Genomic DNA, 16,596 nt, shown 5'->3' on the forward strand with positions numbered 1-16,596 from the left:
CGCATTTTGCTTCTCCCGGGATACAGTATATGATGAATTGTGCAATTAACTATAAATATTCCCCTTTTGTGCCTGATTCAATTGATAAAAAGCACGTTTTGCCGGTATGAAATTAGGAAATTGGGTTACTAAACGTTGTAAAATCATGCGTGATAAAATTTCATCCCCCTGATTCCACTCATTTAATGCTTCCAGATACATAAAATCAGCAGACTGTTCCGCAATGACCGGTATTTTATTCATCAATATAGGTTCAATAAAACTGACACGAGCTTGAGTTTGTGCTTCCATTCTTTGTAAGGCTTTACGAGCTTGTACACTGCCATTGTCACTTGCTTGCTGCAATAATTCCTTGCCTTTAGAAAGAGAGTGCTCACCCGCAGTACCCTCCAAATAATAAGTACCTAGCTGATATTGTGCGTACGCATTTTGACGTGCGGCCAGTTTTTCATAAAGACCTGCCGCCATTTTTGGATTTTTCTCAATACCTAAACCATAATGATACATTCGAGCTAAAGCTAACATTGCTTTCTCATTACCTATATCTGCAGATTGCTGGTAATATTTGAGTGCGTTATTAAAATCAAGTTTGGTGATAACACCCGTTTCAGATAATAATCCTAACTGATAAAGAGCATTCGCATTACCCAACTCTGCCGCCTTTTTATACCAAGATAAAGCTTGTTGTGTATCACGAGGTTGTCCCCATCCATTGAAATAAATAGCACCTAATTGATTCATTGCCTCATGAACTTGATGAGTTGCTGCATCAACAAATAAATCTCTAGCTTTTTGATAATTGACAGGGGTTCCTTTACCGTATAAATACATTAACGCCAAATCATATATCCCTAAAGCATCTCCTTTCGCAGCAGCTTGTTCATAAGCCTTTAATGCCTGAACATAGTTATCATTGACTGTTTCTTCAATAAACCCTAATGCAACAGAGGCTTCGGGCAGGGTAACAGCTGCTTTCTCATACCATTGTTTCGCCAAATTATAATCAGGATCACCATTCTCGCCCAGCTGATAAAACTGGCCCAATTGATACTGTGCAAGAGGATTTCCTTGTTCTGCAGAAGCAGTATACCAACGTTGTGCACCCGCAAGATCAGGTTCAGAACCTAAACCTTTTTCCAGCATATAAGCCAGCTTCAGTTGTGCATACTGATCGCCTTTTTCAGCCAAACCAGTATAAATTTGTTTGGCTTCTTTCATTTTTTCCGGATCAGAGTTTTCTGCCAAATAATAATCTGCTAAAACAATCCCTGCATGGCTGTTTCCCAATTTATATGAACGTATCAAATTAGGCAAAAAGTCTTGTCCAGCTTCTTTTTGTAATACCGCTATATTAAAATCCGCATAAGAGAATTGATCATCTACGGATTGCTGCAACTGCTCCATTCCTTTTGTCTTGTCTTGAGCCACTCCTTTTCCTTCAGAAGCATAAGTTCCCAAAATAAAATCACTTACAGCATTTTGTCCTGACTGTTGATACCAAGCAATTGCCTGTCCTGGGTCAGTTTTTACCCCAATACCCCGATCATAGAGTAGTCCCATCAATAATGCGGCATGCTCATTACCTGTAGCTGCTTCATCTTTGGCGATCAGAAAAGCTTGTGCCTGTCTTTGCTTATCTTGATCCATAGCATTGTAAAAAGCGAGTGGCAGTAACGCTTGAGAAACGCCTCGATCTACTGCCCCTTGATACAATTGGCGAATCATGGCTATTTTTTGTTTTTTTACATTCACACTTAAACCACTGTCATTTTGGCGCGCCAAACTATCTGCTAACTCATATTCTGCAGGCCCATAATTATTGGCCGCAGCCAGATATAACATAGATGTTGCTTGTTCTTGATTAGGCTGAATATATACTGTGCCATCTGGACCAGTTATCCCCTGTGAAAGAATTCTAGCCAGAACATATTGGGATTTCTTATTTCCTTTAAATGCCGCATCAGTTAAATCATTTAACGCAAGCTGATAGTCCTTTTTATCTTTGGCGTGCTGCAAATACAAAATACCCAAATTGTATTCTGCACCCAAATGCTGCTGTTGTGCTGCATTTTGATAAAAAATAATAGCTGAAGAATTACTTTGCGCCACACCAATACCATATTGAAACATCTGCCCTATTTGAAATTGTGATTGGGCATCACCTAATATTGCTCTAAAGTATAAATGATTAAATACGGACATATAGTTAAGCTGCGCTTGCCAACCCTGAGTCCACAAATCCATAATATTGGCTTGTGAATTATCATCATAATCATAAAAGCTGGCATCGACATAAGGAGTAGGTAAATTAATGCGTGCATATATTGGCGTGTTGATTCTTTCTAAAGCGGATAACTGGTGATCTAAAGGGTAAAGAGGATATGTCCATTGATTCGCCTGGAAGCCAGGGGTTTTACTTAAAATAGCATCATAATAACTGGTTATAGGCACATCATTAGGCTGAACTAATTCAAATTGGGGCTGGAAAATAGATTGACGCATGATTTTTTTCAGTTGAGGTGCCTGGTTATAGGCAAAATCTCCTAATACTGTGGGGTTATGCCAAGCACTCAATATTCCTTTCATTTGAAAATCAGTTTGTTCTAATTTATCTGTTACACCATTACTTAACCACAAGGCTGCCTGTGCCAAAGCTGCTTCTTGATTTTTAGCGCTTTCATCTTGCATCGCCTGATTTAGCCATTGCTTTGCCAAATCAGGATTAACATCAACACCTATTCCTTTTTGATACATTTCAGCTAACTCACGTTTGGCTTGTGGCAATCCATTCTGCGCCGCTTTCAAAGTCCACATGTATGCAGTTTTCGGATCGTAAACCGGACTTTTTTGCTGTAAATAAATATGGGCTAGATCCAAATACGCTTCGTTACTCTGTTGATTACTCACTTTATTAAACCACTGCGATGCATGTTCTTTTTGATTTTGCTCTAAGGCCAATGCTCCTAAAGCAACCATTGCAGGTGCAAAACCTTGAGCTGCAGCTTGGTTTAATAACTGCTCACCTTTATTTTCATCTTTATCTAATAGTTTTCCTTCAAGATAAAGCTTTCCCAGTTTGGTTATTGCTTGGGGGTTGTTATTGGCAACTGCTTTATTTAACCAAATAAGACCTAATTTTCGATTTGCTGTATTACGGCTTTCAATAAAATTTTTTGCTAAGGTAAATTGTGCTATGGAGTTACCATTTTTTGCCGCATTAATATAATAACGAGTTGCTGCATCCATATTTTTCTTTACCCCAACTCCATACATGTAAGCTGCTGCCGTAAACATTTGAGCATCTACATCACCTGCATCTGCTGCCTTTTTAAACCATATAAAGGCTTGTTGTGGATCTTTATCATGCAATAGGGTGTATTTGGCCATAAGTTGAATTGCAGGAAGGTATCCTTTTTGTGCGGACTGAGTAAAATAGCGTATCGCTAACAAACTATTTTTGAATTGGCCATATCCATAAAGATAAATTCGCCCTAAGTAGTAATCGGCAACCGCATTTTTACCCGACTGACTCATTAAAGGTTCTATCGCTTTATTATAATTCCCTAATCGATAAGCACTGAAATCATCAGCAAAAACATTTTGCCCGGCTGATGCAACCAATAAACATACCCAAGGTACTAACGATTTCATGAAATTCTCCCTCTTTACATGCCAATTTAACCCGAATTTTTATCGTTTACCTTTAGGCTCATGCTCCGGGTATTATGCCATAACGCACTACTTCATTAACGGCCCCATTTCTTGTAGTGCCATCTACTATCCAATAGTTGCCTTTATTATTTAAACCAAATTTTACATTAACATATTCACATACATTAATCGCATCAGCACAATCAATGATTTTTCCATAGGAGGTTTTACCATCGCCTAAAGTGCAAGTGAACTTGACTAATGGTTCTCCTGTAGCTAATGCAGCCCATTGACGCGCCCTAATTGTATGATTGTATCGAGTGGTATATTGGCTATCTTCATCACGCATTTGATACAAACTTACAGCTTGTGATGATTTATTAAAGAAGAAATATAAAGATTGCAAAGCCCCCTCTTTTCCTGGAAAAAGCGACAATACTTTTAAATTTTCCTCATACCCCACAGGCTTGCATCCTATAGGAAATCGAGCTTCTTCTTTTTCTGTCTTAGCTTGCACCTCTTTAGGATCTTTCTTTTTGGGTTTGGCTGCCTCAAGATGTGTAGACATTAACCCTAAGAAAAATATCAATGAAATTGAAGTGATTTTTTTTATTGTGTTCATCATATTTCTCACTCACTGTCATTTATTGGACGTACAATAACTGTTGTACCCATAAAATTATTTCGTTCGCTGGATAATTCAACAAAACTCAAGTTTAACCACTTAGCATCCTGAATAAATAGCCGAACACATCCATGGCTTGCTCTAATTCCTGGAATATCGTCAGAACCGTGTAATGCAAACCCTTTATGGAAAAACATGCAGTAAGGCATCTTTGCTCCACCTTTACCAATTGGAAATATCTCTGACTTGCATTTTTCATTCTCTTTACTAAATACTCGATAAATTCCTGTTAAAGTACGGCAAGAATGATTGGAATCGGAACATCGATCTCTTCCGGATGAAATTGGCCCCCATCTCACTATATTACCTTCAGCATCATAAGCTGCAAAAGCCAATTTATCCTGATCGATAATAATTTGTTTTTGATGTTCATTTGGAATTTTTAGTGGAAAAGGAGCGACATCAAAAACGGTAAGTTTGGCTAAATTTTTTGGGACTGCGATGATCTTGCCAGACCATAAATGGTTATAGGTTCGATTGACTCTTTGTACAATATCACGTTGATTTGCATCCGGAAATAAGGTCTCCCAACTTTGCCCCGACTCTACTTTAATACAATCGTATTGTGGGTAACCACATAATCCCGTGCCATAAAAATTACCGGCATTCGCCATGGCAGCCATGAGCATCATCAATGCAGCTGAAAGTAATTTATACATATGCCCCCCTCTCACCTTACTTTTTATTTTTACATGCAAGATTTGTGCTTAAATATCAATTTATTTTAATTATTATTCGAGCATATCTAAAATAAGTTTAGTACGAATATTAGAATTTTTGCCAGAGTTATGAATAATATTCTGATTTGCAAATAAGAAGCCTAGTGCAGCGAGACAGATTTGTTTTTTACACAGAAAATAACCTCTTTCCACACTCCAGCTTGTTTCCCTACCCAGCTACGATGTATAGATTATCTTTATGGCAATACGTTTTCACCATGAAAAAATTGAAAAATACGCTTTGCCAAATGTTCACTAATACCTGATACTTTGGCAATTTCTTCCACTGAAGCCTTCGCAAGCTCACGTATCCCACCAAAACGATGCAATAATGCTTGCCTGCGCCTTGCTCCTACTCCTTCAATATCTTCAAGAGTTGAATCCAATCTCTTTTTCTGTCTTTTCTTACGATGGGCAGTAATAGCAAAACGATGTGCTTCATTACGAATATGTTGTATCAGATGTAGGGCGTTAGAGTCATCAGGTAAAGTCAATTCATGTGCTTCATGCACCAAAATCAATTTTTCCCACCCGGCTTTTCGAGAGGGCCCTTTAGCCACACCAAGCAAGATTACGGTTGAGACACCTAGAGACATAAGTACTTTCTGGGCCACAGCTACTTGTCCCTTGCCTCCATCAATAATTAATAGATCCGGCAAAGATTGAGATTCTACTAGGCGTTTAAAGCGGCGAGTGATTGCCTGCTCCATTGCTGCATAATCATCTCCAGGGTTAATCCCTTCAATGTTAAAGCGTCGATACTCATTGGGACAAGGACCCTCATGATCAAACACAACACAGGATGCAACAGCAGCCTCACCTTGAGTATGGCTAATATCAAAACACTCCATTCGTTCAATTGATTTTTCCAGCCCCAAAAACTCCTCTAACTCGTGGAAACGAGACCTCATGGTAGAATGTTTTGTCACATACTCAGCTACCGAAATACGCAAATTATTCAATGCAAAATCTATCCAGCGAGATTTTATTCCGCGAGGATTCACTTGGATTTTACACAATTTGCCACGTTGTTGTGATAATGCTTCTTGTAATGACTGGTGATCCATTAAGTCACGGTTCGTAATAATTAAAGCGGGGATTTTCTCCGGGGCATCCAAATAATAAAATCCAATAAATGCATCAAAAGTTTGTTGCCACAAATCATCCATGCTGAGCTTATCGTCCAAACCTGTTTGCGGCACAGAAGGAAAATAACTACGGCTTGCCAATACTTGACCTTCACGAATTGTTACACACTGAACACAGGCAAAACCTGGACTCACCTCAATTGCAATAGCATCTGCATCTCCACGTAATTGTAAGATGCCTTGTTGCTCTTGCACTAATCGCAAACTCTTAATCTGATCCCGCAAAAGAGCTGCTTCTTCAAAATTCAACTTACTTACAGCTTTATCCATTCGTTTGGCAAGATCATCAAGAATTAATTGAGACTTACCTTGCAAAAATCGCATGGCATCGTGTACCGAACGTTTGTAATCCTCAGGAGTTACATAATTAACGCAAGGAGCGGTACATCGCTTGATTTGGTACTGCAAACACGGTCTTGAACGTGCATTAAAATAACTGTCTCGACAATTACGAACTTTAAAAACTTTTTGAATAGTCACTATAGTTTCTTTTACTGCAGCACTGCTGGGATAAGGGCCAAAAAAATTACCTGAAAGAGGTTTTTTCTTAGAGCGATAGCTCTCAATTCGTGGAAAGTCAGGATGATTGGAAAGATGGATATAAGGATAAGATTTATCATCTCGCAGCAAAACATTGTATTTGGGTTTTAACGTTTTAATTAGATTACTTTCCAATAATAATGCTTCTGTTTCGCTACGCGTAACAGAAATTTCTATGGAAACAATTTGACTCATCAAAGAACGCGTTTTAATACCCGTATTTTGTTTATTAAAATAGCTTGTAACTCGTTTTTTTAAATTGGATGCCTTACCTACATAAAGAAGATTACCTGCTTCATCCAGCATGCGATAAACCCCGGGTTCATTAGGTAACTTAGTGAGAAACAACACTAATTCAGTAGGAATATTCATGTAATAATAATAGCAATAATTCTTAGTCTAAATAATGGTATTCAGATGCTTTGTAGCCGGTGCAGCGCTGCGGAACCCAGGGGATTCTGGCTTGAATAAAACTCCTTATCCCCGGATTCCGCTACGCTGCACTCAGACTAATATAAAAATCTTAATCTTCCGATGCCAGATCGATGGGATTTTCTATAATTCCGTGTTTTAGAGCCAAATAAGTGAGCTCCACATCATTTTTAATGCCTAATTTTTCAAATGTTCGATAACGATAACCATTAATCGTTTTTGTGCTTAGGAAAAGTCTGTCACTAATCTCCTGAACATTCATACCGCTGGTAATCATCAACATCACTTGCATTTCACGCTCAGATAAGACATCAAAAGGCAAACCTTGTACTTCCTCTAAGCTATTAATCGCCATTTTTTGAGCGATTTCAGCACTAAGATACTTTTCTCCTTTCGCAACTTTACGGATTGCAGCAGCCATTTCCTCGGCACCCGATTCTTTCGTCAGATACCCCATGGCTCCTAACTGCAAAACACGAGTAGGCAACACATCAGAGCACATCGCAGTTACAGCAATAACCTTAATATGCGGATTTGATTTTTTTAGGCGACGCGTTACTTCCCATCCATCAATTCCAGGCATTTTCATATCTAAAAGAACTACATCTGGGGAATATTTTTTTACTAATGCTAAAGCTTGCTCACCGCTTTCTGCATCAGCGACTACCTCTACGTCTGACATATCTTCGAGTAATCGTCGAATTCCCATTCGAACCAATGCATGGTCATCAACAATTAGTACTTTAATCAAATAATGCTCCTTGACTTGAAACAGCCAATGAACAAACTAGGTTGCTCGATGTTAACAAGACTAGCTGTTCATTACAATATACATAGATTAACACGCTCTAATATGGATATTAGGATTATTTGGATCCACCTTAAAAAATGGTGGAAACTCCCCAAGTTCCCGTGTTCGAGCTAAAAGTTTACTTATATCAGATAAAACAAAATCGTACAAAACCTGGTAATCGCTGACCACAAAATAAACTGGTTGCAACTTATCGATACGATAAGGCATGCGAAACGCCGCGACTGGTTCAAAAATCACTCTAAGTGGAATATCGCTTTCTACACTATATACCGTTTCAGTAATAGAGGACAGTATCCCTCCACCATAAGCACGCAAACCCTTTACACTTTTAATTAAACCAAACTCAACTGTAAACCAAAACATACGTTGTAATAAAGGCCAATCTGATTCGGGGAAAGTTAACACCTTCTTGGCATAATCATAAACAAATTCTGCATACACCTTATCTGTCAACATGGGACAATGACCAAATACTTCGTGAAAAATATCAGGCTCTTTTACATAATCTAATTCTTCTTCATTACGAATAAATGTAGCTACTGGAAAATGTTTTGTTGCCAACAACTCAAAAAATTCTCGTGCAGAAATTAATGCAGCAACCGCGGTCACTTGCCAACCTGTCTCTGTTTTAAGCTTTTTATTTAGATCTGGAATCTGTGGAATCCCTTCGGATTTAATACCTAATTTTTTTAATCCTAATATAAATTCATCACAAGCTCGTCCAGGTATTAATTTTATTTGTCTTTCAAATAAAATATTCCAAATTCTATTTTCTTCTGCAGTATAATTCACAAAGCCTTGAGCGTCAGGAACATGCGCTACATAACGGCTTGAAAATTCCATAATTTCTCCTTCACACACAAATAACCGTAAAACTATAGATGGCAAGAGTATATCTTAAAAAAAAACACCTTTTTTAGTTATTAGGCAATTTGCGAATAAATGTCAATAACTATTACAGATTTTTCAAATTATGCTATAAAATCAAGTGAATATATTGACGATTGGAAACAGACAATGACGGTAGCCATTTTAGCAACCGGTGATGAAATAGTTCATGGTGATACCCTAAATACTAATGGCCGCGACATAGCCCATGCACTAAGTTCTGAAGGCTTGCCTTTAGGCGTGCATATGTCCTGTAGTGACAAAAAGGTTGATATCATTAATTGTTTACGCTTTCTGACTGAAAAACATGACATCATCATTATCATTGGCGGACTTGGACCAACTACTGATGATCTCACTCGTTTTGCCTTATCTCAATTTACTGGCGAGTCGTTAGTACAAAACCCTATAGCTTTTGAACATATTAAAAGTCGACTGCGCGATGCAAATCTAGCACTCAATCCAGGAAATTTGCAGCAATGCCTCTTCCCCAAGCAAGCTCAACCTTTACCTAATCCTGTAGGCAGTGCTTTGGGATGTTATTATCCATGGAATAATAGGCATTTTTTTCTGTTACCAGGACCACCTCGTGAATGCTTGCCGATGTTTAACCAGTATGTAATGCCCATATTGCAGCAAACCACTCACAGTCAAAAACAAATACTCAAATGGCGAATTTTTGGTTTGGCAGAAAGTGAAATAGCTCAAAAATTGGAAGATGCGCTCCAGGATATTGATTGCCAAACAGGTTATCGCTGGGAATCGCCTTATATTGAATTTAAGGTTCGCTGTATTCCCAGTCTTGCAGATAAAATAAAAACCATTGTTAGGCCGCTCCTAGAGCCCCATATTATTAGTGATGTAGATAAAAAAGCCTCTGAAATACTACGAGAATTAATTACACGTATCAATGAACCAATAACCATTATCGATGAAGCAACTGGAGGATTACTGCAATTACTGCTCAGTAAACCCAACATACATCATTTGGTACATTTTGCAGGTTTACATAAAAACACCCTGCATTTTCATATATGCGGTTTAGAGGAATATTGGCAACAACAACCAACAAAAGGAACAACACAATTAATTATTGACTATAGCAATCACTTCCAGAAAGGCCGTGAAACCCATAGAATACCCTATCGTACTGCCTCAGTAGTTGAGTATGCTGCGGAGTGGCTATGCTTCAGACTCTTTCATCTCATCAATCAATTGCATCAGTGAATAACACAATTGTTGTGTGCCTTCACCACTGATTGCTGAAATTGCAAAGACTTTACCTTTCCAGTTCAAACCATCTACTATAGCTTTTATTCTATCTTCTCGGCTCACTGCATCGGGTAACATATCTATTTTGTTCAATACCAACCATCGAGGCTTTTGCAAAAGTTCAGGATTGTATTCTGCTAACTCATGAATAATTGCCTTGGCTGATTCAACTGGATCACTATTGTCTATAGGGGCAACATCAATTACATGGAGTAACACACACGTACGTGAAAGATGTTTTAGAAATCGATGTCCAAGTCCAGCTCCTGTAGAGGCTCCTTCAATAAGACCTGGGATGTCAGCCATCACAAAACTCTTGTGCGAAGAAACGCTAACAACGCCTAAACTCGGATGTAATGTTGTAAAAGGATAATCAGCTACTTTAGCTTTTGAACTGGAAACCGCGCGAATTAAAGTAGATTTTCCGGCATTAGGCAATCCCAACAGACCTACATCAGCTAAAACGCGCAACTCCAAACGTAAATGTCGTGATTCACCTGGGCTTCCTGGAGAAGTTTGCCTTGGAGAACGGTTCACGCTACTTTTATAGCGCGTATTTCCTAAACCATGAAATCCGCCCTGAGCAATCAATACAGGGACACCTGGTTCCTTGATATCACCAAGCAATTCTCCAGTATCCACATCATAAACCAGAGTCCCAACAGGTACTTTTATTATTAAATCATCACCTTTTTTCCCAGTACAATTCCCTCCCATACCGGATTGACCATTGCCTGCTTTGTAATGACGCATATAACGAAAATCAACAAGGGTATTTAAATCGGTGCTGGCTTCAAAATAAACGCTTCCTCCATCACCCCCATCGCCGCCATCAGGGCCACCTCGTGGTATGAACTTTTCGCGTCTGAAGCTTAGGCAACCATTTCCACCATGGCCTGCGTCTACTTTTATCACTGCCTCATCAACGAATTTCATGACCAACCTCAAAATAAAAAAAAACCCCGTTACCGGGGCTAATAACATTGTATTTAGGTATAAAATGTAGCCTGAATTAAAGTAATTCTGGAATACTTCATAAATAACCAATGCCGCTATGCGGTATTCTGGCTACAGTAAAAATTAGCTTGCAGCTTCTTCTTTTTGTTCTGCAACTATTGTTACATATTTACGATTTTTCTCACCTTTGACAACAAATTGTACCAAACCTTCAACCAATGCAAACAAGGTATGATCGCGACCACAACCTACACCAGGTCCTGGATGAAAACGTGTACCACGTTGTCTTACAATTATTTCACCCGCATTAACGAACTGACCACCAAAACGCTTCACTCCAAGATACTTGGGATTCGAGTCGCGGCCGTTACGAGTACTACCACCTGCTTTCTTATGAGCCATTGCTATCCTCTCTTACTTGCTTATCGCAGTAATTTTAACTTGTGAATAATATTGTCTGTGCCCCATTTGTTTCATGTGGTGCTTACGACGACGAAACTTGATAATTTTAACTTTTTTGTGACGGCCATGATCAAGCACTTCGGCTTTCACTATTGCCTTGGCAACTAATGGAGAACCGCAAACAATTTTATCCCCATCCGCCAACATTAATACTTCTTTAAATTGTATTTCATTGCCAACATCTTCAGGCAGTAATTCAATTTTTAATACATCACCTTCCTTCACGGTGTATTGCTTACCGCCAGTTTTGATTACCGCATACATAATTTTTCTCCAATTCGCCTGATTGGCTATCACAAATTCATAAAGTCGCATATTCTATGAAATTATGGCTATGACTTCAAGTTCATTTTAAAATATTGTATACTTCGACACCCTTTCCGGATTTTTTAACTCATCATCCGGTGTTTAATCTGGTCGCGGATTAAACTTAGGGTCTGTTTCTAATTCGCCAGATTGGCTGCAAAGCCTTGTGACCAAGATGGTGGAATAGTAAACAAGCCCTTAAGGAACTTATAAAAATTTTTGGAGTATATAATGTCAAATGTCCTTTTAGAAGCACAAACAAGAACGGATATGGGGAAAGGTGCGAGCCGCCGCCTACGTCGTCTTGAAAATAAAGTACCTGCTGTAATTTATGGCGGTGATAAAAAGCCAATGTCAATTCATTTTCAACATAATAAAGTAATTAAAGCTTTGGAAACTGAAAGTATCTATTCCAGTGTTTTTGATATTACAATTGATGGCAAAGTTGAACATGTTATTTTGAAGGCATTACAACGTCATCCTTATAAACCCGTTGTAATGCATATGGATTTACAACGAGTTTCTAAAACTGATGTTCTGGTTAAATTAGTGCCAATTCACTTTATCAATGAAGATAAAGCTCCTGGTATTAAAGCTGGCGGTATTATTAACCACACCATGACTCAAGTTGAAATCCGCTGCCAAGCAAAAGATTTACCTGAGTTTATCGCAGTAGATATGTCAGACGTTAAAATGGACGATATTATTCATTTATCTCACTTAAAATTACCTAAAGGGGTAAAACTTACTGTTGATGTAACAGATGGAAGTCATGATGCTCCTGTTGTAAGCATCCACATGGCTAGAGTAGGTGCAACAGAAGAAGCAACAGAAGCTGCGGCAGAAACTCCTGCATCAGCTGTACCAACTGTTGACTCTGAGAAAAATGAAGAGTAATCATTCAAATTTGATGAAAAAATGTAAAACGTAGCCTGGGGAAGCGAAGCATCGGGAATTAAGTGCAAACTTAACCCGAGTTCCTCTTCGCTTCCCAAAGGCTAAAAAAGCTCCAAAATTATATTCCCTATCTCAAAGAGCGATACCATGGCAATAAAACTTATCATTGGTTTGCGCAACCCAGGATCAGCATACGAACACACTCGCCATAATACCGGTGGATGGTTAATCTCTGCTCTAGCTCAGCGACACAGTGTCTTTTTCAAATTAGAAAAAAAAATGCAGGCCGAATTGGCGGAGTTGGAGTTAAATCAGTATGAAGCTAAATTAGTTTTGCCCACATCATTTATGAATCATAGTGGTCAACCTACCCGGCTTATCAGCCAATTTTATCGAATTCAACCTCAAGAAATACTGGTTGTACACGATGAATTGGATTTACCCCCAGGACGCATTAAACTTAAAACAGGTGGCGGTCATGGTGGTCATAATGGATTAAGAGATATAATAGCCCAATTAGGTAGCACAGAATTTCACCGTTTACGAATTGGAATTGGTCATCCTGGGCATAGAGATTTAGTTCATCAATTTGTGCTCGGAAGACCCTCAGTACAGGACAGGCAACTCATTTATGATGCAATTGATAGAGGCATAGCAGCAATGCCTTTAGTCTTCTCAGGCGATTTATCTAGGGCAATGAATCAATTGAACGTTTAGGGACTGCTTACCCCCAATGAAAAAAATTCTCGTTGGATTTGTACGCAGCTTGGCGGGTAACAGTTAGTTTAGTTTTAATAATTTAGAGGTACTAGACATGGGATTTAAATGCGGCATTGTGGGCTTGCCCAATGTTGGTAAATCAACTCTGTTCAATGCACTCACCAAAGCAGGTATTGAAGCAGCAAACTATCCTTTTTGCACCATTGAACCCAATGTAGGGATAGTTACTGTTCCAGATCCTCGTCTCGATGCTTTGAGTGAGATAGTAAAACCACAACAAGTGCTCCCCGCTACCATGCAATTTGTTGATATTGCAGGTATTGTTAAAGGTGCATCCAAAGGCGAAGGCTTAGGTAATCAGTTTTTGGCCAATATTCGTGAAACCGACGCCATTGCTCATGTAGTACGTTGTTTTGAAAATACTGATGTGGTTCATGTGGAAGGTCATGTCAAACCGTTAAGTGACATTGAAGTAATTAATACAGAACTGGCTTTAGCCGATATGGAAACACTTGAAAAAGCAATATTAAAAGCAGGTAAAAACAGCCGCAGCGGTAATAAAGAGGCTATTTTTGAAATGAAGACCTTAGAAAAAATCAAGGCACATCTTGATGCAGGTCATCCTGTTCGCACACTTGAATTAAGTACTGAAGAAGAACCTATTGTACGTCGTCTTTTTTTACTCACCGCCAAGCCCGTGCTTTATATTGCTAATGTCGATGACAATGGTTATGAAAACAATCCATTGCTTGAGCAAGTGCGTAACTTAGCCATCCAAGAAAAAGCCAGTATTGTTGCTCTATGTGCGGCAACTGAAGCGGAGTTAGTTGAACTGGATGAAGCTGATCGCCAAGAGTTCATGGTGGATTTGGGGTTAAGCGAACCTGGATTGCATCGGGTGATCCGTGCGGGTTATGAATTATTGGGATTACAAACTTATTTTACTGCTGGAGTAAAAGAAGTAAGAGCCTGGACCATTCCTAAAGGAGCTACTGCGCCGCAGGCTGCGGGTGTCATTCACACAGATTTTGAAAAAGGATTCATCCGTGCAGAAGTCATAGCATATGATGCATTTATCACTTATAAAGGTGAGCAAGGAGCTAAAGAAGCCGGAAAATTACGTCTGGAAGGTAAAGAATATGTGGTTTGCGATGGAGATGTAATGCATTTCCGATTCAATGTATAAGCCAGGCTCAGTTGACAATTCGCTAGATTAATACAGCATGATGAAATTTTAGTACAGAAACACAGCATACACGAAGTATGAGTGTATCGAAGTACATAAAATCTCATCATTTCGACCAAGATAGTAGAATTGTCAATAGCCCCTAAAGTTAAGCCTACTTTTACTTGACAATTGGCATGCCCAACCTTAGCATTTGTTGATTGAATCGTAGAGGACAAACAATGGCGATTGACAGTATACGCGCGCTAGTTAGTGACGATTTTAATGCAGTTAATACTTTAATTGTTAATAAAATTGAATCGCAAATTGGCTTAATTGATGATATGTCCCACCATATAATAGAAAGTGGCGGCAAAAGACTACGGCCATTGTTGGTTCTTTTAACAAGTAATGCATGCGGTTATCAAGGTAATGAGCATATTACTCTAGCTGCCATGGTGGAATTTTTTCACACAGCTACTTTACTACATGATGACGTCATTGATGAATCTACTTTAAGAAGAGGGCGTCAAACAGCAAATGACATTTGGGGCAGCAAAGCAAGTATTCTGGTTGGTGATTATCTCTTTACTCAATCAATCGAGTTAATTGTTGATTCCGGTAATTCAGACGTGCTTAAGCTTTTTGCCAAAACAGCACTTGAGATAAGCTGTGGGGAAGTCAAACAACTATCGAACCGCCATAACCCTGCATTAACCTTTGATGAATACTTTGATGTAATTCGTGCAAAAACAGCTCTTTTATTTGCAGCTGCTGCGTGTATAGGTCCAATGATTTGTCATTCTTCCAAGGAAATGCAAGACAGTCTCTATTCCTATGGCCTACACTTAGGTAACGCCTTCCAACTCATAGACGATGCCCTGGACTATTGCTCTGATGCCAAAACTATTGGTAAAAATATAGGAGATGACTTAGCTGATGGAAAAGCTACATTACCTTTAATTTATGCATTACAACATGGCACTGAACTACAAAAACAACAAATTATGGAAAGCCTTAAAAAAGGTAGTTTGGATTTTTTACCTGAGATCCGGGTAGCTCTAGAAGAAACTAAAGCAATAGAATATACAAAAAAAATAGCCGCACAAGAAATCGACAATGCGTTGTCTTCTTTGACACTGTTACCCAATTCAAAATATAAAGAAGCACTTATCAATTTGGCTCAATTCGCTTTACAAAGAAGCTATTAATTTTTTAGCTTTAAGTGGCTTTGGCAGAGTACAGCAAAACTTGAAATTTCCCCCTATATGTTTGTGCTAGGCTGTATTAAACTTATTACACAATACGGAGTGTAGCTCAGCCTGGTAGAGCACTGCCTTCGGGAGGCAGGGGTCGCAAGTTCGATTCTTGTCACTCCGACCAATGAAATCAAGGGTTGCTGGGTTTTTTTCAAAACCGAATTGTCATCACAGTGTGCAAATTGAATGAGTCATAATGTGAAAGAAATAAAATAATTACCTGATACGTTGTAAGATTTATGAAGAAATTCACTTATTTTTTTTGATCCTGCTTCCTTTTTTCTTCTTTTGCTTTGGACTGTCACCCAGAAATTAATCCTAATCTTCCATCTGCTGAAGAGAGTGTTCCCGTTTTAATAATGATTATTTCTATTTTCTAGGATCAGATGATGTAGCCACCTATAGGTTCTGCACACATGATGAATGGATGGACTTTTACCATGATGAAAAATTCATCTTGAATGATCCACTTAAACGCCTCGTAGAAGACGTTAAACTCCTAGTATTACCTTGGCAGCAACTAACTTATTTGCATGGAAATGAAAAAAGAACCATGTATGGAAGAGTTTCTTTCGGACTATTTAATGGATTAACAATAACCAGAGAGCATAATAGTAAAAATATACTTTTGCATTAGCAACAAAATATAACGTAAAGAATATGATCTCGCAAGATATCTTA

At 38.7% G+C, this 16,596-nt stretch carries 15 protein-coding genes and 1 tRNA gene; 7 read left to right on the plus strand and 9 right to left on the minus strand.

Annotation, left to right across the window (positions count from 1 at the left end):
* Positions 1-45: 45 nt before the first annotated feature.
* The 6 genes from Ltuc_RS11120 to phhA form a co-directional block, all read right to left on the minus strand.
* Positions 46-3,651 (minus strand): SEL1-like repeat protein, encoded by a 3,606-nt coding sequence (locus Ltuc_RS11120; RefSeq protein WP_058521322.1) that lies wholly within the window; start codon positions 3,649-3,651, stop codon positions 46-48.
* Positions 3,652-3,709: 58 nt separating this feature from the next.
* Positions 3,710-4,273: a hypothetical protein gene (locus Ltuc_RS11125; protein WP_058521323.1), complete on the minus strand. Its 564-nt coding sequence runs from the start codon at positions 4,271-4,273 to the stop codon at positions 3,710-3,712.
* Positions 4,274-4,281: 8 nt separating this feature from the next.
* Positions 4,282-4,995 carry a L,D-transpeptidase gene (locus Ltuc_RS11130; protein WP_058521324.1) on the minus strand — a complete coding sequence of 238 codons (714 nt, stop codon included), beginning with the start codon at positions 4,993-4,995 and terminating at the stop codon, positions 4,282-4,284.
* Positions 4,996-5,252: 257 nt separating this feature from the next.
* A complete protein-coding gene (uvrC, locus tag Ltuc_RS11135; protein WP_058521325.1) occupies positions 5,253-7,115 on the minus strand; it encodes an excinuclease ABC subunit UvrC in 1,863 nt (620 codons plus the stop codon).
* Between the two features lie 151 nt (positions 7,116-7,266).
* Positions 7,267-7,926, minus strand: coding sequence for a two-component system response regulator LetA (letA, locus tag Ltuc_RS11140; RefSeq protein ID WP_058521326.1), 660 nt, complete (start codon positions 7,924-7,926; stop codon positions 7,267-7,269).
* A gap of 87 nt (positions 7,927-8,013) precedes the next feature.
* The gene (phhA, locus tag Ltuc_RS11145) at positions 8,014-8,832 is read right to left on the minus strand and encodes a phenylalanine 4-monooxygenase (protein WP_058521327.1); all 819 of its coding nucleotides are present in this window, start codon (positions 8,830-8,832) and stop codon (positions 8,014-8,016) included.
* 174 nt (positions 8,833-9,006) lie between these two features.
* Here phhA and Ltuc_RS11150 point away from each other — a divergent pair, with 174 nt between their 5' ends.
* On the plus strand, positions 9,007-10,104 hold the full coding sequence (locus tag Ltuc_RS11150; RefSeq protein ID WP_058521328.1) for a competence/damage-inducible protein A: 1,098 nt from the start codon (positions 9,007-9,009) through the stop codon (positions 10,102-10,104).
* On the opposite strand, the gene cgtA is transcribed toward Ltuc_RS11150, so the two are convergent.
* The 3 genes from cgtA to rplU all read right to left on the minus strand — a co-directional run bounded on the left by cgtA (position 10,060) and on the right by rplU (position 11,832).
* Complete coding sequence (gene cgtA, locus Ltuc_RS11155) at positions 10,060-11,085, minus strand: Obg family GTPase CgtA (protein WP_058521329.1); 1,026 nt, start codon at positions 11,083-11,085, stop codon at positions 10,060-10,062. The genes Ltuc_RS11150 and cgtA overlap by 45 nt on opposite strands.
* A 144-nt stretch (positions 11,086-11,229) precedes the next feature.
* Entirely contained in the window at positions 11,230-11,508 is a 279-nt protein-coding gene (rpmA, locus tag Ltuc_RS11160) for a 50S ribosomal protein L27 (protein WP_058521330.1), read from the minus strand.
* Positions 11,509-11,520: 12 nt separating this feature from the next.
* Entirely contained in the window at positions 11,521-11,832 is a 312-nt protein-coding gene (rplU, locus tag Ltuc_RS11165) for a 50S ribosomal protein L21 (RefSeq protein ID WP_058521331.1), read from the minus strand.
* A gap of 273 nt (positions 11,833-12,105) precedes the next feature.
* Between rplU and Ltuc_RS11170 the strand changes: the two genes are divergently transcribed.
* The 6 genes from Ltuc_RS11170 (at position 12,106) to Ltuc_RS11195 (ending at position 16,552) form a co-directional block, all read left to right on the plus strand.
* Complete coding sequence (locus tag Ltuc_RS11170) at positions 12,106-12,771, plus strand: 50S ribosomal protein L25/general stress protein Ctc (RefSeq protein ID WP_058521332.1); 666 nt, start codon at positions 12,106-12,108, stop codon at positions 12,769-12,771.
* A 147-nt stretch (positions 12,772-12,918) separates the two neighbouring features.
* Complete coding sequence (gene pth / locus Ltuc_RS11175; protein ID WP_058521333.1) at positions 12,919-13,488, plus strand: aminoacyl-tRNA hydrolase; 570 nt, start codon at positions 12,919-12,921, stop codon at positions 13,486-13,488.
* A gap of 97 nt (positions 13,489-13,585) precedes the next feature.
* Complete coding sequence (gene ychF, locus Ltuc_RS11180) at positions 13,586-14,677, plus strand: redox-regulated ATPase YchF (RefSeq protein ID WP_058521334.1); 1,092 nt, start codon at positions 13,586-13,588, stop codon at positions 14,675-14,677.
* A gap of 221 nt (positions 14,678-14,898) precedes the next feature.
* On the plus strand, positions 14,899-15,867 hold the full coding sequence (locus Ltuc_RS11185; protein ID WP_058521335.1) for a polyprenyl synthetase family protein: 969 nt from the start codon (positions 14,899-14,901) through the stop codon (positions 15,865-15,867).
* Positions 15,868-15,962: 95 nt separating this feature from the next.
* Positions 15,963-16,039: transfer RNA gene (locus tag Ltuc_RS11190), tRNA-Pro, on the plus strand.
* Positions 16,040-16,342: 303 nt separating this feature from the next.
* Complete coding sequence (locus tag Ltuc_RS11195) at positions 16,343-16,552, plus strand: hypothetical protein (protein ID WP_058521336.1); 210 nt, start codon at positions 16,343-16,345, stop codon at positions 16,550-16,552.
* The last annotated feature ends 44 nt before the right edge of the window (positions 16,553-16,596 follow it).

Source organism: Legionella tucsonensis (assembly GCF_001468035.1).
Lineage (GTDB): Bacteria > Pseudomonadota > Gammaproteobacteria > Legionellales > Legionellaceae > Legionella > Legionella tucsonensis.